The organism is Actinoplanes sp. TFC3 (assembly GCF_001553785.1).
In the GTDB taxonomy this organism is placed as follows: Bacteria; Actinomycetota; Actinomycetes; order Mycobacteriales; family Micromonosporaceae; genus Actinoplanes.
Map to the genome: position 1 here is coordinate 1 of NZ_LOJP01000009.1, position 16,161 is coordinate 16,161.

Annotated in this window: 18 protein-coding genes and 1 pseudogene; 7 read left to right on the plus strand and 12 right to left on the minus strand. The window is 67.5% G+C overall.

Annotation, left to right across the window (positions count from 1 at the left end):
• Positions 1-828: histidine kinase (locus TFC3_RS33300; RefSeq protein WP_173745433.1), on the minus strand; the 828-nt coding region annotated here is incomplete at its 3' end.
• Between the two features lie 173 nt (positions 829-1,001).
• On the opposite strand from TFC3_RS33300, the gene TFC3_RS33305 reads away from it, so the two are divergent.
• Complete coding sequence (locus tag TFC3_RS33305) at positions 1,002-1,682, plus strand: hypothetical protein (RefSeq protein ID WP_153040619.1); 681 nt, start codon at positions 1,002-1,004, stop codon at positions 1,680-1,682.
• A gap of 128 nt (positions 1,683-1,810) precedes the next feature.
• Here TFC3_RS33305 and TFC3_RS33310 read toward each other — a convergent pair whose 3' ends face one another.
• Positions 1,811-2,518, minus strand: coding sequence for an alpha/beta fold hydrolase (locus TFC3_RS33310; RefSeq protein WP_067510145.1), 708 nt, complete (start codon positions 2,516-2,518; stop codon positions 1,811-1,813).
• 136 nt (positions 2,519-2,654) lie between these two features.
• Here TFC3_RS33310 and TFC3_RS33315 point away from each other — a divergent pair, with 136 nt between their 5' ends.
• Positions 2,655-3,050 carry a helix-turn-helix domain-containing protein gene (locus TFC3_RS33315; RefSeq protein ID WP_067510147.1) on the plus strand — a complete coding sequence of 132 codons (396 nt, stop codon included), beginning with the start codon at positions 2,655-2,657 and terminating at the stop codon, positions 3,048-3,050.
• 404 nt (positions 3,051-3,454) lie between these two features.
• Positions 3,455-4,093 carry a GNAT family N-acetyltransferase gene (locus TFC3_RS33320; RefSeq protein ID WP_067510271.1) on the plus strand — a complete coding sequence of 213 codons (639 nt, stop codon included), beginning with the start codon at positions 3,455-3,457 and terminating at the stop codon, positions 4,091-4,093.
• A gap of 973 nt (positions 4,094-5,066) precedes the next feature.
• Here the strand turns inward: TFC3_RS33320 and TFC3_RS33325 are convergent.
• The 3 genes and pseudogenes from TFC3_RS33325 to TFC3_RS40605 form a co-directional block, all read right to left on the minus strand.
• Positions 5,067-5,516 carry a hypothetical protein gene (locus tag TFC3_RS33325; protein WP_201787307.1) on the minus strand — a complete coding sequence of 150 codons (450 nt, stop codon included), beginning with the start codon at positions 5,514-5,516 and terminating at the stop codon, positions 5,067-5,069.
• Positions 5,517-5,610: 94 nt separating this feature from the next.
• Positions 5,611-6,145, minus strand: a pseudogene (locus TFC3_RS33330) (DUF3500 domain-containing protein).
• The gene (locus tag TFC3_RS40605; protein ID WP_161952724.1) at positions 6,142-6,300 is read right to left on the minus strand and encodes a hypothetical protein; all 159 of its coding nucleotides are present in this window, start codon (positions 6,298-6,300) and stop codon (positions 6,142-6,144) included. The pseudogene TFC3_RS33330 and the gene TFC3_RS40605 overlap by 4 nt, the downstream one beginning before the upstream one ends.
• Positions 6,301-6,395: 95 nt before the next feature.
• Between TFC3_RS40605 and TFC3_RS33335 the strand changes: the two genes are divergently transcribed.
• Complete coding sequence (locus TFC3_RS33335) at positions 6,396-7,742, plus strand: DUF3500 domain-containing protein (protein WP_067510152.1); 1,347 nt, start codon at positions 6,396-6,398, stop codon at positions 7,740-7,742.
• Between the two features lie 191 nt (positions 7,743-7,933).
• Here the strand turns inward: TFC3_RS33335 and TFC3_RS40125 are convergent, their stop codons facing one another.
• Genes TFC3_RS40125 through TFC3_RS33350 form a run of 4 tightly spaced genes read right to left on the minus strand, consistent with a single transcriptional unit; the run spans position 7,934 to position 10,725 of the window.
• On the minus strand, positions 7,934-8,059 hold the full coding sequence (locus tag TFC3_RS40125) for a hypothetical protein (RefSeq protein ID WP_255363821.1): 126 nt from the start codon (positions 8,057-8,059) through the stop codon (positions 7,934-7,936).
• 33 nt (positions 8,060-8,092) lie between these two features.
• Positions 8,093-9,019, minus strand: a complete 927-nt coding sequence (locus TFC3_RS33340; protein ID WP_082772731.1) for an alpha/beta fold hydrolase — start codon at positions 9,017-9,019, stop codon at positions 8,093-8,095.
• Between the two features lie 39 nt (positions 9,020-9,058).
• The gene (locus tag TFC3_RS33345) at positions 9,059-9,961 is read right to left on the minus strand and encodes an NAD-dependent epimerase/dehydratase family protein (protein ID WP_067510154.1); all 903 of its coding nucleotides are present in this window, start codon (positions 9,959-9,961) and stop codon (positions 9,059-9,061) included.
• 11 nt (positions 9,962-9,972) lie between these two features.
• Positions 9,973-10,725: an SDR family NAD(P)-dependent oxidoreductase gene (locus TFC3_RS33350; protein ID WP_067510156.1), complete on the minus strand. Its 753-nt coding sequence runs from the start codon at positions 10,723-10,725 to the stop codon at positions 9,973-9,975.
• A gap of 170 nt (positions 10,726-10,895) precedes the next feature.
• Between TFC3_RS33350 and TFC3_RS33355 the strand changes: the two genes are divergently transcribed.
• Entirely contained in the window at positions 10,896-11,348 is a 453-nt protein-coding gene (locus tag TFC3_RS33355) for a MarR family winged helix-turn-helix transcriptional regulator (protein ID WP_067510158.1), read from the plus strand.
• Between the two features lie 159 nt (positions 11,349-11,507).
• Here TFC3_RS33355 and TFC3_RS33360 read toward each other — a convergent pair whose 3' ends face one another.
• The gene (locus tag TFC3_RS33360; protein WP_067510159.1) at positions 11,508-12,344 is read right to left on the minus strand and encodes an oxidoreductase; all 837 of its coding nucleotides are present in this window, start codon (positions 12,342-12,344) and stop codon (positions 11,508-11,510) included.
• Here TFC3_RS33360 and TFC3_RS33365 point away from each other — a divergent pair.
• Positions 12,313-13,356: a LysR family transcriptional regulator gene (locus TFC3_RS33365; RefSeq protein WP_236718624.1), complete on the plus strand. Its 1,044-nt coding sequence runs from the start codon at positions 12,313-12,315 to the stop codon at positions 13,354-13,356. The two genes, TFC3_RS33360 and TFC3_RS33365, sit on opposite strands and share 32 nt — an antisense overlap.
• A gap of 134 nt (positions 13,357-13,490) precedes the next feature.
• On the opposite strand, the gene TFC3_RS33370 is transcribed toward TFC3_RS33365, so the two are convergent.
• Positions 13,491-13,748, minus strand: coding sequence for a helix-turn-helix domain-containing protein (locus tag TFC3_RS33370; RefSeq protein ID WP_082772749.1), 258 nt, complete (start codon positions 13,746-13,748; stop codon positions 13,491-13,493).
• Between TFC3_RS33370 and TFC3_RS39865 the strand changes: the two genes are divergently transcribed.
• Positions 13,662-13,937, plus strand: coding sequence for a zinc-binding dehydrogenase (locus tag TFC3_RS39865; RefSeq protein WP_369819732.1), 276 nt, complete (start codon positions 13,662-13,664; stop codon positions 13,935-13,937). The genes TFC3_RS33370 and TFC3_RS39865 overlap by 87 nt on opposite strands.
• A gap of 503 nt (positions 13,938-14,440) precedes the next feature.
• Here the strand turns inward: TFC3_RS39865 and TFC3_RS33375 are convergent.
• A complete protein-coding gene (locus tag TFC3_RS33375; RefSeq protein WP_067510165.1) occupies positions 14,441-15,643 on the minus strand; it encodes a hypothetical protein in 1,203 nt (400 codons plus the stop codon).
• Positions 15,644-16,161: the final 518 nt, after the last annotated feature.

Genomic DNA, 16,161 nt, shown 5'->3' on the forward strand with positions numbered 1-16,161 from the left:
GTTGCGGGTTCTGGTGCTATTGCCGCGCTCGTCCTCCAGATAGTTGAGGAACGCCGACACGGTCTCCGCGTCCAGGTCGGCCCAGTCCAGGTTCGCGAGCTCCGCGACCGCCGCCAGTCCCGGCTGCGGCGGCTCCGGCTCGTCCCCCGTGTCGTGCCGCAGAACACCGATGACCGCCCGCAGCTCCTCCAGGGCCTCGTGGGCGCTCTCGCGGACGACGCTGGCCGCGTCGTGGATGTCGGGGTCAGCAGCCGGATGCAGCTCCAGGGCACCAGCGTTCAGGCTGATCATCGGAAGGCGGTGGGCCAGTACGTCGTGCATCTCGCGGGCGATGCGATCACGTTCGTCACGCCGGGCCGCGGCGACCTTGGCGACCTGCTGCGCCTCGGCCCGCGCTACTCGCTCGTCCAGGTAATGAATCAGCGCCTGGCGCTCTCGGGCGTACAACCCCCAGCCCAACGCTGCCGTAACCAGTACACCGCGGACGACAGGATCCGTCCACAGCGGAAAGCGCGGATCGCGCTGCAGGAGGACGTACACCGGGGCGGTGGCGAGATAGCCAGTCGCGAACGCGGCCACGATTGTGAAGCGGAGGCGCAGTGCCAGACCGAACACCGCGCCCAACACGGCTCCACTCGCCATGACCGAAACAGCGCTGAGCGAGACGGCCAGCGCCGCGAGGCCGAGCGGCCACCGCCGCCGACACAGCAGCGCGAAGCAGGCAGTAACACCGGCCGCGACGTCTGCCTGCCACGGCAACAGCCCGGGCACAGGTCCACCAGCGTCGCCCACGAACATCAGAAGGCCGCCAGCCGTCAGCGCGGCCACGACAGCCACCGCGTCACGGACTGCGGCACTGCGCCCCGGCCACCAGACCAGGCTAAAGCCGGCAGACCCAAACCGGGTAGCGCCTTTGGTCACCGTCACCCCCTACCAAAGACGGAGACGCGCATGACTGAATGCCGACGACAGCGACACGGCGACGTGGGCAGTCTCGCCGCATGACATCTTCTCAGACCCTCGCCAGCCACCTCATCATCTCTTGGCGCGGTTGTCTGCTCGCCACAACCACCTTGCGCTGCGGGGCCGCGACGGCGTGGATCGCCGCACGCGCCGGTGCCGCCTTCCCGGACGTGCTCGAGCCCGTCGAACTGGCCATGTCCGTACCCGTGCCCTTCTTCGGTGTTCTCGCGGTCGCCGACCTGCACCAGTCGCAGGCGCCATCGCGCCGCCAGGTCACGCCGCGCCTGATCGGCGCGCTGGTCCTTGCCCTCGGCTTCGCGCTGATCGGTGCGCTACTAGCAGCGACGGTGACCGTGCCGCACAGGGACGTCTGGCCGCCCGCCGGGCGTACCGCGATGCTCGTCACGGCTGCCGTGCTGGTACAGCTGATCGCCCAGCTGACAGGCATCGGATGGGGACTGCTACTTCGCCACTCGGCCGTGGCCATGGCCGCGACGGTCCTGGTGCCGATGACCGTGACCGTGCTGCTGAGCGGCATTGACCCGGACGGAGGCCTGGTCCGATGGCTGACCCCGTACGGCAACGCCCGGTCCCTACTCGCTGGCAAACCCACGCCCGCAACGCTCGCCGGACTCGGTGTAGTAATGCTGCTGTGGGGTGTCCTGCCGAACCTCCTCGGAACGCGGCACGTCAACCGGAACGCGCCACGCTGTCGATGAACTCCGGGGCGCTGGTTGAACATCCGGATCTCGGCATGAGTGCGCGAACGGCCCGTTGCTGACGCTTGCGTCGCGTGACGAGTTCCGACGGCACGCAGCGCACGGATGGCGGCAGAACAATGCGCCCGTCAGCCGAGCTTGAGCAGAAGCTCGGTCAGTTCGGTCGGCACCGTGATCATGCAGTCGTGCCCGCTCGTCAGCTCCCACACCGTCGCCGGGGCGGGAACCGGCCGCCGTTCGAAGCCCAACGGATCGCTGCCGATGCAGTGGATATGCGTCTGCGAGATCGCGTGGACCGCCGGGTTGTCCAGCCGGGCTGGCTGCAGCAGGCAGAGCACCGGCTGGTCCGAGAGCATCGTGCGCAGCCAGGCGACGTCCGCCGGATCGGTGACTCCGAACAGGCCGAAGGGTGGCGGGAACTCGGGCATCGGTGGGATCCGCCACGGTGCGGCGGAGGTCGCGGCGCTGTCGATCAGCGCCCGCGTGACCGGCATGACGTCGACCGCGGTCTCACCGTCGACCGGCACCATTGCGTCAAGATAAACGAGCTCGGCGATCCGCTCCGGCAGCCGGTTCGCCACCGACGAGATCACCATCCCGGCGTAGCTGTGGCCCACCAGGATCACCTCGGTGAGATCCTCCTCCAGGATCAGGCCGGTGATGTCGTCGACGTGCGTCTGCAGCCCGACATCCGGGCTGAGCAGGTCCCGCTTGTCGCCGTATCCGGTCAGCGAAGGAGCGAGGACCCGGTGCCCGGCCGCCTCCAGCAGCGGCACCACCCGATCCCAGCTGTGCCCGCTGTGCCAGGCGCCGTGTACGAGCAGATAAGTGGACATGGCTGTACCTCATGCGCTTTCGTGAGTTCTGCATCGTGACCCGGTACCTGTGGGTAACCGCAGTTTCGATCATCGGTCGCCTGCGACCGTCGCGCAATCAGGCACATTCGTGTGCCCCGGTTCTCTGGGGGAAACCATGACCACGCCGACAAACCCGCCGGACCGCAAGGACGGCTGCCGGGCCATCATGGGCGACAAGTGGGCCATCCTGATCGTGTCCGACCTCGGCGCCGGCCCGCGCCGCTTCACCGAACTCAAACGCGGCATCGACGGCATCAGTCAGCGCATGCTTACCGTCACCCTGCGCAGCCTGGAGCGCGACGGCCTGGTCACCCGCACCGTCCACAACGTCATGCCGCCCAACATCAGCTACGGGCTCACCCCCATGGGACTCTCCCTGCTCGAAGCAGCCACCCCGTTGCTGGAATGGGGCAACGGCCACCTGCCCCGGATCAACGCCGCCCGCGCCACGTACGACGACCGCGCGGCCACCGAAATCGACCGCGGCAAAACGACCTCACCAAAGCAGTGAAGCGTTGAAGCACCAGCCCACACACGAACACAGGCCCAGACGTTCGACTGACAGGAACCCTCATCGGCTTGATCGAGTGCACTGTTCTCGGCGCATTGAGCGTGTTGCCACGAGAGACGCTCGCCACCACTCGCCGTCACCGAGGAGCTGGATCGCTCCGCCTGCCGGGTAGCGGCCAGGAGTCGCTCGGGTGGGGCCGCCTCGCACCATCCCCGACCGATCCGCCAACTCGGATGGACAACTTCCGCCAATTAGCGTGGACAGTCACACCGGCACGCTGGACGTCCAACCTGACTGATTGGAACGCTCGTGCGACTACTCGGGTTTGTGTGGGTGTTGAATGGCATAGCCAGGTCGCCGTCGAGCCCCCGATACTTCCTCTGCTGATGGTCATAATCATCGCCATGACGCACTCGGCGTGGCCATTGTTCGACCTGCGCATCAGGTGTCGCACCGTAACGCTGCGACCGGTCAAGGAGAGCGACCTTTCGCTGCTTGCGGCGATCCAGCCCGACGACTACGAACATAATCCACATGCGGAGCGGCTGCCTGGTACGGACCTCAGGCAGCATCGCCAGCGCTTGGTCCATCAGGACTACTGGCGCGCCCTGGGTACGTGGTCGCCCTCGTCGTGGACGTTATCGCTGGCGGTCGAGTACAGCGGAGCGCTCGTGGGCGTGCAGTCTCTCGAGGCCGAGAACTTCATGGTCCTACGCACGGTTGACTCCGGTTCGTGGCTTATCCACGCCGCCCGAGGGCGAGGCGTCGGTGTTGCCATGCGCAAAGCGGTGCTCGGGCTCGCGTTTGACCACCTGGACGCTCTCGCCGCGGTCAGCGCAGCGCGTCGCGATAACGGCGCGTCGCTGGGGGTGTCTCATAGTCTTGGCTATACGAATAACGGCGTCAGCCTCAATAACTCCGGTACCGGCCTGGTCGAACTGCAGCATATGAGACTGCCAGTGCAGCAATGGCGCGCCGCCGGCCATGGCAGCGAGATCGCAGTGGACGGCTTGACACCGTGCCTGGCCTGGTTCGGGCGATAGTACGTGGTCATCGCACGTCCGCATCTGGCGACGTGCGTGTCCAACCCGCCGTGCAACAGGCGTAGGAGCTGCTCAGAGAAAACTCACGGATTGCTGAAGCGTGTGGAGCTGGCTTGAAAGCGCGGCGCTGGCCCCAGATTGAGATCGGGCTGCCAGGTACTCGTTGATCAACCCGTGCGGCTTACCACGGCAGCGACCTGCTCCACGAGGAGGACTACGCGTTCTGGGCATAGCTGAGCCATTCGCCGAGCCGATGGCCGTGCCGCTGGGTCATAATTGCGGCGAAGGATTGCACCAGCTCAGCTGTGGTCCGTAGTTCGGGACATTTGCCGAGGATCGTGGTCAGGCGGCTGGTGTCGCGGTCGGTGAGGTTGTCGGGATGCCGGCAGATCCAGACGGTGACTTGCCAACAGCCGGGCGGCGGTGGCGAGGGTGACGTGGCGGTGCCAGCCGATCCAGGAGCGGCCTTCGCAGATCGCGGCCCAGCGGATCATGTTCGGAGACTTGCGGGTTGCGTTCGTAGTCGCGGGACAGCCTGCGGTAGGCGATCAGCCAGGCACAGAGTCCGTTCCACGACCTACCATTTTGGATGGACTCAGAAGCCGTGTTGGTTGGCCGGCTTACGCACGACGAGGAGTGTTTGAGCGGCCCAGTAGACCAGTCGGCCGGCGAAGCCCTGGTCGGCGAACACGAACCGGATCGGCGTGGACAGGTAGCCGCCGAGCGTCGCGGTCTTCGCGCCGTCACGGGTCCTGTCACGACGCGGCCAGGACCGTGACGCTGACCAGCACTCCGAGAGTGTCGGTCACGATGAATTACCTACGCCCGCTGATTTTTCGCCCCTGAAGGGCCGGTTTCGACGGTCGTTGCCTGATCTTCAAGAACGTCGATCTAACGGGAACCGATTAGGCCTGCCTACGACGCCTGAGTTAGGGCGCAACCGTCGCAAGCAGGCCGCCCGGAGGTCGGTGGGTCAGTCGGTGGAGCTGCTGGCTGAGGGAACGGGGTTTCCACCGTGCCTGCCGTGTCCGCCGCCGTGTCCGCCCTGGCCTTCGGTGATGGTCTTGAGGTCGGCGCTGACGTCGTAACGGACCTGCGCGCCGGCCTTGGTACCGAACACGTCATAAGAGCCGTCGGCGTCCTTCTGCACACTGGTGACGGTAACCGCAGAGTCCCTCGCCTTCACCGCCGCGGTGACCTTCGCGGCCTCGTCACCCGTCACGGGTGTGTGGGTTCCACCGCGGCCTCCGTTCGTGCCGGTCGACGAACTCGGCGACGGCGTGGCGGGGGCGGCGCTCGCCATGCTTGACACGCCGAGGGCCAGTCCACCGACGCTGACGGCGCCGGCAGCGAGCAGACCGATCTTCTTCCAGGACACGCAAGACTCCTTCGGCTGATTGGGCCGGCTGAGCGCCGACCGCACACCTCAAGAGTCGACATCGCGCCTGTCAACACCCTGTGAAAGGCGTAGGTGTGACCTGCCACTTTGCGCTGTGCGCGCCGGTCGGCTGCGTTGTTCAAAGCCGGCTAGTGACCGTGATCGGCACCGGTTCCCCGGCGCGGGTCGTGGTGGTGCCGGGGCCGTCGATACGGATGTAGCTGTTCTCATCGGTCGGGCCGGTGGTATTGGACCAGCCGATGCGGGTCTGGTCCGGCTCGGCGGCGTACTTGGCGATCAGTTTGGCCGCGGCGGCGTCGGCGAGGTCCCCAGCGTACGTTTGGATCGCCGTGCTGGCCTGCTTTTTCTGCGCGGCGGTCAGCTGCGGGACTGGCAGGCCCTCGACGGCGGGGAACTCGCCGGTGTCCTTACCCGGACCCATCAGCAGGTCGTCGAAGCTGCCGGTTAGCTTCGCGCTGGTCTTCTGCGTGTCGGTCAGGCCCGCCATCATGGCGAACATGGCCGCCACCTCGGCCTTCAGCGGCTCGACGGTGGTGCCGCCGGTGGTGGTTGTGGATGGACGGTTCGGTGCCGACGAACTGTGGGGTCTGGCTGACCTTGTCGCCGTGGTAAGTCAGGTTACGGGCCAGATGGTGCCCGCCGAATTGGATCATGAAATGAGGGTCACCCGTAATTGCGTGCCGATTGCGCGGCGGCGCTGCTTAGAGGCGCGACCATCCGTGTCTCTGAGCAGCGCCAGTTGCTCGATGCCGCCGACCGCAGGAGCTGCGGCAATCTTTTTCTGACAGACCTGCCACAGAGGTCTCATAGCTGCCGCCCAGCTTCACCGCCAAGGTTTGTCCTCATGACACCCGTTGACGTTCGCCGGCACGTCACGGGAAATCGGCAACGAAGGGGAACACGATGACCGAGCGTGACGCCACCCGGCCCGCGATGCCCGCCCAGCAGGCAGACCGGTTGCTGGCCGGTGAGGGCGACCGCCGCAGTTTTATGCGCAAGGTGTTCTTCGCCAGCGGCGCCGCGGCGGTGGCGACGATGACCGGCGGCGCCGCGAAGGCATTGGCGGCGCCGAGCCCGTCGGCCACACCCACCGCCTCGCCCAGTGGTTCGCCGGCGCCCAGCGGTGCACCGACCCGGGGACCGGGCACGGGCGGACCCGGGGCGCAGACGATTACCGAGGACTTCTTCGGTCTGACCACGAACGGCAAACAGATCGATGACCTGTTCACGATCCACTCCCAAGGCGTGAACACCGCCCCGGTCATCGCCGCGGCCAAGGCGTTCCTCGCCGGGCTGACCGACGCTGAGCGCACCAAGACCGCGTTCACGGTCCGCTCCACCGAGTGGCGGCTGTGGAGCAACCTCGACCCGCAGGGCTTTCCCCGCCAGGGCGTCAGCCTGGCCGACCTCGACGACACCCAGAACGCGCTCGGCACCGCTTTGCTGAAGGCGGCGCTGAGCGCCGACGGCCTGGAGACCACGGAGAAGATCCGCCGGATCAACCTGGCCGCCGGCAAGCTGGTCGGCAACAGCGCCGTGTTCAACGACGAGCTGTACTACTGGACGCTGATGGGCACCCCGTCGGCGACCGAGCCATGGGGTTTCCAATTCGATGGCCACCACCTGGTCATCAACTACTTCGTACTCGGCAACCAGGTCGTCATGAGCCCCTGCTTCTGGGGCTCCGAGCCGACCACGCTGCAGATCGACGGCGAAACCGTCACCGTCTGCCGCGAAGAGATCGACGCCAGCCTGGCGTTCATCCAGTCGCTGACCGCGGCGCAGCAGAAAACCGCGATCATCTCCGCCACCAAGGCCGACGAGGACATGAAGGCCGGCGCGTTCGCCGACAACGCGGTCATCGCGTACGCGGGCATCCGCGCCACCGCGCTGAACGCCGCGCAGAAGCAGAAGTTGCTCGACGTGGTGCAGGTGTTCGTCCGCCGCGGCAAGGCCGACGTGGCACGGGCCCAGATGGCCGAAATCCGCGCCCACCTGTCCGACACCCACGCCGCGTGGATCGGCGGCACCGGCAGCAGCGACCCGTTCTACCTGCGGATCCACAGCCCCGTCATCTGGGTCGAGGTCGACTGCCAGGCCGCTGGCCCTCTGGGCGGCGCCTACGGCAAGACCCGCGCCGACGGCCCCACCCAACTGCATCTGCACTCCGTCGTACGCACTCCCAACGGCAACGACTACGGCAAGGAACTACTGCGCCAGCATTACCTCACCTCACCGCACCATCAGTAACCTGATCAGCGGCGACCGGCCGTGAGGATCCGCAGACGATCGCAGGTGCCACGCCTGCCTCATCCGCGGGTCCACGCGGCCGGTCGCCGCACCCCATCTGCGCCCGGCAGCTTGCTCCCCGGGCCGTCGCCCTCCCTGAGCGCTCGCGACAGCAGCAGATCCGGACACGGGCGGCCGTCAAGGCAGCCTGATCACACCGTGATCGGCGGCCCGCGTCGTACCGGCGCCATTGACCGGTCGCCCACTTCGGCGACCCGTCCGTCGAGGACGGCGACGACGTGTGCGTTCTGGTCGAACGCCTGCCAGACGCGCGACACCGGCGATTACGTGTCGCCCGCCGGCATCCACACTCAGCCGGACGTCGTGGTGGGTGTGGCGTCAAAGTCGGTGACGGGATCCAGGAAGCCGTCGAGTGCCTGGAGGAACCAGGTGGGGTCCTCCTCTACGACGAAGTGTCCGGTCGGCGCGACGAGCCCGGCGAGTCGGGGTGCGTGGGGACGCAGGGCGTCAGCGACGCCGGTACCCATGCGGTCACCGCCGCCGATCGCGAGCACCGGCATGGTCAGCGGACGATTCTGCAGCAGCGTGCGGTTCTCCCGCCCGTCCTCCAACAGGTCGCGGTAGTGCAGGAAGCCACCGCTCAACCGTTCCCTGCCCTGGTACGCGCGGGCGTAGAAGGCCAGGTCCTTATCGGTGAAGGTGCCCGGGTTGCTCAGTGCGGTGAACGTCGTGGTGAAGAACTCGAGCTCGTGGCCGTCGAACAGCATCTCCGGGATGTGCGGTTGCATGAAGAATCCGAAGTGCCACATCCCTCCCGTCGCAACGTTCATGGCTTCCTCGAGGCCCAGGCCCGGGAAGATGACATCGATGGCAATCAGGGCCGCTACCTCGTCCGGGTGGGCGGCAGCCCAGGCGAACGAGACCATGGCGCCGATGTCGTGGCCGACGACGACCGAGGGCCCGGACAGTCCGAGGTGCTGCAGCACGCCTCGCATGTCCTCGGCCTGGTTGGTCTTGTGGTAGCCGTCTTCCGGCCGGGCGCTGGCACCGGATCCGCGCAGGTCGGGGACGACCACGGTGTGGTGCTCGGCGAGCGGGCCCATGACGTGTCGCCAAGCGCGTCCGGTCTGCGGCCACCCATGCAGCAGAATCATCGTCGGACCGCGTCCGCCGACGGCGGCCGAGATGGTGGTGCCGTTGGTGTCCACCTCGTGCACGGTGAAGCCGGCCGGCAGCCAGTGGTAGTCAGTGCCCGGGGCCGCGATCGTGTCGGACATATTTCTTCTCCTGCTGGTCGATGTTGGTTGCGGTGGATTTCAGTGGCGTGCTAGTTTGCGCAGGCGCGGTTCGCCGATCATGGAGAGCATGTCGGTGTGCTCGGGATTCCAGCCGAGTTCGCCTCGTGCGGTGACCGCTCGAAGCCGGCTGGAGGCGGCCATGACCAGGGCCCCGAAGTCGCCCCATACCCGAGATGCCTCTGCCGCTGTGATGCTGCGGGTTGCCACGCCGAGGTCGCTGGCGACCCGCTCGGCGATCCAACGGTTGGGTACCTCCCCGGCAACCGCGTGGTAGAGACCACCCGCCTGTCCCTTCTCGAGGGCAACGGTGAACAGGCGGGTCACGTCGGCGATGTGGACATGGCCGTAGGTGTTCAGGCCGGGCCCGACGTAACAAGCGCTCCCGGTCGCGGCGACCGACTGGTAGATCATCGACACGTGGCCGTGGTCGCCGGGGCCCCAGATCAGTCCGGGGCGGATGACCATGGCTCGCAGTCCGCCCGCGGCGGCGCCGAGGACCGTGTCCTCGGCCGCCTTGCGGGACTCGGCCAGGGGTTCGACGATGAACGGGTCGTGCTCTGCGAAGGTGTCCTGGCTCCAATCGCCCCCGGTGCGCTGCAGGAGCACCCCGCTCCCGGAAAGGAAGATCAACGTCTTTCCGGTGCCGTTCAGCGTACGGGTCAGTTCCTCGACGGCTGCGGTTTCCTGCGCCGGATCGGGCTGAGCGGCGTAGATCACGGCGTCGGCGCGCCGGGCCGCCTGAATCATGGTGGAACGCCTGGTGTCGAGGTCCCCCGCTACCGGGTCGACTCCCCCGGCGACGAGGGCCGCGGCGGCCGGCTCGGTGCGGGCGAGACCGGCGACCCGGTGCCCGCTCCCGACCAGGTGCCGGGCCAGGGCTCCACCGACGAATCCGGTGGCGCCGATGACGAAGATGTTCACGATGATCGTCCTCAGCCGGGCAGGGCGCTGCGCTCGCCACCGTCTGCGAACAGCACGGCCCCGTTGACGTAGCTGCTGGTGTGGCCGACCAGAAACGAGACGACGTCGGCGATCTCGGCTGGGTGGCCGGCTCGGCCTCGCGCGTTGGTGGTGTCCAGAACCGCGATGTGCTCGCCGAGCATGGCCGCGGTGCCCTCGGTGTGCACCGGACCCGGTGAGACAGCGTTGACGCGTACACCGGACGGCCCGAACTCGGTTGCCCAGTAGCGGGTGAGGAGTTCCGTGGCGGCCTTGGACGCGGCGTAGGCGGCGCCGAAGGGTGCAGGCTGGCGTGCCGCATTCGATCCGATCAGCACGATCGACCCGTGCCCCCGCTCGGCCATGCCGGGTGCCAGCGCTCCGACGAGTAGGAACGGGGCGCGGGTGTTGACCGCGATGTGCCGGTCGAAGGTTGCGGCGTCGGTCGCCGCGGTTGGCACGAACTCGTACACGCCGGCGTTGTTGATCAGGATGTCGATGTTGCCGGCCGCCGCGGCCAGGCGAAGCGTGTCCTCGGCGTCGGTGAGATCCGCAGTCACGAACCGGGCTACCCCGCCCTCGGCCGCGATCTGCTCCACCAGGGCCTTGCCACGGACCTCATCGCGCCCGTGCAGGACGACTTCGGCCCCCTGCTGGGCCAGGTTTTGCGCGATGGCCCTGCCGATCCCGGACGTTGCTCCCGTCACCAGTGCGGTCTTGCCCCGCAACGCGGTGCTGGTGGTCATCGCAGTCTCCTCGCTGTCGTCGCGACGCCCGGATCGTCCGCGGCGCCTCCAATCACTATGCCGCGCAGATGTTCTGTTAGCAAGAAGATCTGCCAGGACGCTCGGTGTGCTAGGTTGCACCGGTGAGCGCATCCACATCCGGGAGAAAGCCGCGCCGCGAGGTCGGCGACTTGACGCTGGAGACCGATCTGGGCTGGGCGATCCGCCTGGTCTCCACCGCGTTCAGCCGCGTCGCCACCGAATCCGTCGCCAACCTGCCCGGCGGACCCCGTGGCTATCTCGTTCTGGTCGCCCTTACCGGCGGGGAGCCGCCTTCGCAGCTCGCATTGGCTAAAGAGGTCAGCCTCGACCGCACGGTGATGACCTACCTGCTCGACGACCTCGAAGCGCACAATTTCGTGACACGCCGGCCCGACCCGCGGGACCGGCGTGCACGCCAAGTCCTCATCACCGACACCGGACGCACCCGCCTCGAGCAAGTGCGGGGAAGCCTCGCCGCCGCCGAGGCCCGGATCCTCGCCGATCTTGACGAACGAGAAGCCGAGCAGTTCCGCGCCCTGCTGTCCAAGGTCGCGCAAACCGCCCAACGAGAGTCGATCGCACCCGTCGAAACGGATTGCTGACAACCCGGGTCCACTACTTGGCGCGGTCGGCTTTGGCGCGAAGCCATATCATGATCAAGGCGATGGTTGCAGTGGTGTGGTAGCGATCGCGGAGTCATACCTGATCGCGACGGCGCGGAATTGCTCAATCCGCGCGATCCACGGCGGGCGCTGGCGCCTTCAGTCCAGATCTGTCGAACGGCTGAGCTTCTCCCACCTTGCCAAGTCGGTGCGCAACAGTTCGTGGTGGGCGGTGATGTGGTCGACTGCGTCGTTGCCTAGTGCCAGCCGCAGCGGTGGCTCAGCGCTGTCGAGCACCTCCAGAATGACCCGCGTCGCCTTCGCCGGGTCGCCAGGCTGGGTGCCGTCCATGGCCTCAACTGCGGAGCGGGTAGATCCCGTTGACACCGCATATTCAGCAATGATCCGTGATCGGTGCATCCGATGACCGCCGAACTCGGTGCGGAACGCTCCTGGCTCCACGATCAGTACGCGGACACCGAACGGGGCGACCTCCGCCGCCAGCGCCTCGGACAGGCCCTCGAGCGCGAACTTCGCCGAGCAGTACGCCCCGAAGCCCGGCATGCTCAACTGACCGCCCATCGAGCTGAGCTGGATGATTGCCCCGCTCCGCTGGGCACGCATGTGCGGCAGAGCGGCTTTGGTCACCGCGACAGCGCCGAAGAACATTACGTCCATCAAGGCCCGCAGGTCGGCAAGGTCAAGTTCCTCGACCGCGCCGACACTGCCGTGGCCGGCGTTGTTCACCAGCACGTCAATCCGGCCGAACTCGGCGATCGTCCGCTCGACCGAAGCCGCTACCTGATCATCGTCAGTGACATCCAACGGCGCCGTTCGTACCCGGCCCCCTCCGAAGGCGACAAGATCATTCAGCTGGCCCGGTTGGCGCGCGGTGGCCATCACCCGGTCTCCGGCGGCGAGAGCTGCCAACACCAGCTCTCGGCCGAATCCGGCTGAAGCACCGGTGATCAGCCACACCCGGCCTGTCTCCATCATTTCCACCGTCGCTCCTGTATGCGTTGCACACGTCTATAAGAACTACCTTGCCGAACCGTCCCGATTCGCCGCCAACACAGCCTTCCTTCAACGGTTACAGTCTTGGCCTGTGAGCGTTGAGTTGCGGCAACTGCGATACTTCGTCGCCGTGGCCGAGCACCTCAGCTTCAGCCGCGCCGCAGAACACCTGAACCTGGCTCAACAGTCACTGTCGCAGCAGGTCAAAGCTCTTGAACGCGGCCTGGGTGTACGCCTGTTCGATCGCGATACTCGCGGCACCCGGCTGACCGCCGCCGGACAGGTCTTCCTGCCGGAAGCATGCGCCGTCCTCGCCCGCTTCGACACCGCCGTTGTCGTGGTGCAGCGCGCTGGCCGCGGTGAGATGGGCCGCCTCAACGTGGCATTTCTTACCTCGACCGCCAACTACATGCTGCCGCCGGTCGTGCGAGCCATGCGAGAGCAATTCCCCGACCTCGAACTGACGACCCACAACGTACCGATTGATGAACTCGTCGCCGGCGTGCGTGCTGGGCGTTTCGACGCCGCGTTCACCCGCCCACCGCTGGTCGCCGACCTGGCGACCCGAGTACTGACTGTCGAACCGGTCTGCGCGGTGCTACCCGCCGGGCACCCCCTTGCTACCCGCGACGTACTGCACTTGTCAGACCTTGCCGCCGAAAACTGGATTCTCACGCCGCGCGAGTCGTGGCCGCCCTGGCACGCCAAGTACGACCGGGACTTCGCCGCCGCCGGGTTCACCCCCAGGGTCGTCCAACGCGCCGACGGCGTACCGAACCTGCTCGGCCTCGTCACCGCAGGCGTCGGGGTGACCCGCCTCGCCCGCTCAGCCCGCAGCATCCGACGCACCGGAGTCGTATTCGTACCCCTTGCTGATGACCACGCCGAGACCGTCGTCGCATGGATGCCCACCCGCGAAGGACCGGCACTACGGAACCTTCTCGACGTCACCGCTACCTTGACCCGAACCGTCAACCTCACATCCGCGGGCTGAGCATTGGAGCGGCATGTCAATGTCCGCTCGTCGGCACGAGCGTGCGTCGGGCCGACGCCGACCTGCGTCACACCGTGTAACGACTCACCGTCGACCGGTGCGGACGCTCGGCGGCAGATAGGACGTCGGAGCGCTCACGAGGTTCGGGGCGTTGGAAGCATTGTTTGGAAGGTTTGCCGGTACGCGGTCGGTGCGACCCCGGTTGTGTTGGTCAGGTGTTGGCGCAGCGATGCGGCGGTGCCGAAGCCTGCTTCCGTAGCAACTCTGTCCACCGGTAGATCGGTAGTCTCCAGCAAGCGTCGGGCGTGTTCGAGTCGCTGCCGCGTGAGCCACTGCACGGGTGTCATGCCGACCTCAGCGCGGAAGCGGCGCGTGAACGTCCGAATGCTCATCTGCTTGTGGAACCCGACAGCGCTGGGCTTGCCTCGCTCGTTGACCTGGTCGACAAGGGGCATCTGCGCGTCGAGGTGGACACGGTGCTGCCCCTCGAACAGGTCGCCAAGGCCCACGAGATCGGGCAAGCTGGCCATACCAAAGGAAAGATCATCCTGAAGCTTCGATCTTCTGCCACCGTTCGCTGAGCGACGGACCGCACAATCGCAGCGACGCGTCACCCGTGCCCACGAACGACCAGGCAGTCAACCGTCGGAGCGCGGCTGGCTCCAAGGCTCAGATCAACGCCTGCCGCCACCGTCCGAGCCAGCCGCTCGGACGGTGGCGGGAGGAGGGTGCCGTAGCGGAACGCCGACGAGGAAGACCAGCGACACATCCGCTCATCGGCACGAGCGTGCGGGGGGGCACCCTCGACCTGAATCACGCCGAGTGACGACTCACCGCGGGCCGCCGCGCGCGGCCGGCGTCAGAACAGTAATTTTGAGGACCGGCTCGGCGGCCGCGGTGTTCAGGGCAGGCCGGGCTTCTCCGCCCCCCATTGACACCACACTGCCGTGGCCAGGTCGGTTCTCGCATCCTCGCCCGCGCATGCCGATGGGCTGACTGGCCGACCGGGGCGTTGGTCGCGGTCAAGCTAGAGATTCGTCGTGTTCGGCCCGTCCTGGTCTGACGGTGAGTTGTCTGCTGCTGGTCAGCAGACAAGCAAAGAGACCCGTTCTGGGGGAAAGCGGTAGCCGCTGCCGCGGGCGCCGGTCCAGGGGTCGAGCGCGACCACGCCGGTGGGATGGGTGGGATCGGTCGGCCGCTGCCCGGTCGTCGGGTCGCCTCCCTCGAACTGGACGAGGGCGTTGGGGCCGAGTCCGCATCCACTGCTGTGGAGGCGTACGCGTGCGGTGTTGGTGGGCAGATCCAGGCGGTGCCGGACAACGCCAGTGGTGAGGTCGACCAGCAGGATTGCATCCCCGTCGGCCCACGGGGCCTCTCGTGGGTCGCCGGCCCGGATGAGGGGCACTACGGCGGTGATCCCGTCGCCGAGCATCACCTCGCCCGGCCAGCCCGTTGGGTTGACGATCTCGCCGGGCCGCAGGTGGGAGCGCAAGTCGGCGTCGACACTGCCGGGCTGCCGGCCTCCCACGATCCAGTGCACCGTGGCCGCGCTGGTGTTCGCGGGTCTGGCCCAAATCGGGTCGCCGTGGGCGTTGACTGCGACAAGCTGGGCGTCATTGGCGGCTGAATCTTCCACCCGGCGCACGCTCGCGCTGACGATGTCGACGACGACGGCCTTTCCCCCATCGGGACCATCCGCAGACACTGCTGCCCAGCGCGCGCCGGGTGACCAGAACACCGGACCCCACGCCGCGAGGTGGCCGGGTAGGGCCACCGAGCGCGATGTTCCGCTGTCCAGATTGCGCAAGACCAACCCGTCGGACCCTTCGTACAGCATCAGGACGGCACCGTCCGGAGAGATCGGACCGGGCCCCTCGTGCATCACGCTTTTGGGCAGCGTGTACTGGGAGCCGTCGGTGAGCACGAGGCGGAATCGGCAGTTCTCGTCCTCGTTCATGGGGTTGCACCGTGAGTAGAGGAACGCCGCGCGGGCCAGCGGCCGGTCCGGCAATGGCGCCGGATCGGCCACCGGCGAGTTCACCGTAGACAAAGCGGCGGTGGACGCGGCCGGCAAGTCGGCCCGCGGTCCCGTCGAGTGGGCCGCCGGGTCGGAAGCCGACGGGTGCCGCGCCGAGCACGCCGCGACGAAACCGGCCGACACCAACCCCGCGGCCACCAGCACGGTCACCCGGCGGAGCCGGCCCGGCCACAGCGGTCGCCCGGACAGCTCCACGCCTACCTCGACACTCTCGACGCCCGCGCCCGGAAACTCCGACGCGTCCCCCATCACAGCACCCCTCCCGTACAGGCGGCGAGCCCGACGACCGCCACGCCCGCGCGGGGTGGGGCCGGCCGACCGTACCTCACCGACCACCACGGCCCGACGCGCCCGCACTGACCGGACCGCGCACCGCGATTCCACGCACACGAATCATTCATGGCTGCCAGCGTCGCGATCGCCGGGCCAGTGCGCCCGAGAGCCCGTACTCAACCGAGGGTGAGTACCGGCACCTACCTGCACGTCGATTTGACGACGCAGGTCCCACCCATCGCCGACATCCGCTGGGTGCTGTAGGGCGGGGTGCCGGCTCCACATCCCGCAGTCGGTGCGAGTGCGACCTTGCACATACCGGATGCGGCTCAGCGCCTGTTCGTTTCCTCCAGAACGGACCGGTACCGAGTAACCCATTGATAAGCGACTCGGATCGTTTCGGGCACCCCGCTGTCGCGGAGGGCCATCAGAGCCGGATCGCCGGCCGCTGCACCTCGCGTGATCCCATCAGCGCTGCGCCGCTGCCACCAGAG

Excerpts from the sequence above, each read along its gene's own strand:
- TFC3_RS33305 (WP_153040619.1), top strand. The coding sequence starts at position 1,002 with ATGACATCTTCTCAGACCCTCGCCAGCCACCTCATCATCTCTTGGCGC.
- TFC3_RS33310 (WP_067510145.1), bottom strand. The coding sequence starts at position 2,518 with ATGTCCACTTATCTGCTCGTACACGGCGCCTGGCACAGCGGGCACAGC.
- TFC3_RS33315 (WP_067510147.1), top strand. The coding sequence starts at position 2,655 with ATGACCACGCCGACAAACCCGCCGGACCGCAAGGACGGCTGCCGGGCC.
- TFC3_RS33320 (WP_067510271.1), top strand. The coding sequence starts at position 3,455 with ATGACGCACTCGGCGTGGCCATTGTTCGACCTGCGCATCAGGTGTCGC.
- TFC3_RS40605 (WP_161952724.1), bottom strand. The coding sequence starts at position 6,300 with ATGAGACCTCTGTGGCAGGTCTGTCAGAAAAAGATTGCCGCAGCTCCT.
- TFC3_RS33335 (WP_067510152.1), top strand. The coding sequence starts at position 6,396 with ATGACCGAGCGTGACGCCACCCGGCCCGCGATGCCCGCCCAGCAGGCA.
- TFC3_RS33340 (WP_082772731.1), bottom strand. The coding sequence starts at position 9,019 with ATGTCCGACACGATCGCGGCCCCGGGCACTGACTACCACTGGCTGCCG.
- TFC3_RS33350 (WP_067510156.1), bottom strand. The coding sequence starts at position 10,725 with ATGACCACCAGCACCGCGTTGCGGGGCAAGACCGCACTGGTGACGGGA.
- TFC3_RS33360 (WP_067510159.1), bottom strand. The coding sequence starts at position 12,344 with ATGATGGAGACAGGCCGGGTGTGGCTGATCACCGGTGCTTCAGCCGGA.
- TFC3_RS33370 (WP_082772749.1), bottom strand. The coding sequence starts at position 13,748 with ATGAGCATTCGGACGTTCACGCGCCGCTTCCGCGCTGAGGTCGGCATG.
- TFC3_RS33375 (WP_067510165.1), bottom strand. The coding sequence starts at position 15,643 with ATGGGGGACGCGTCGGAGTTTCCGGGCGCGGGCGTCGAGAGTGTCGAG.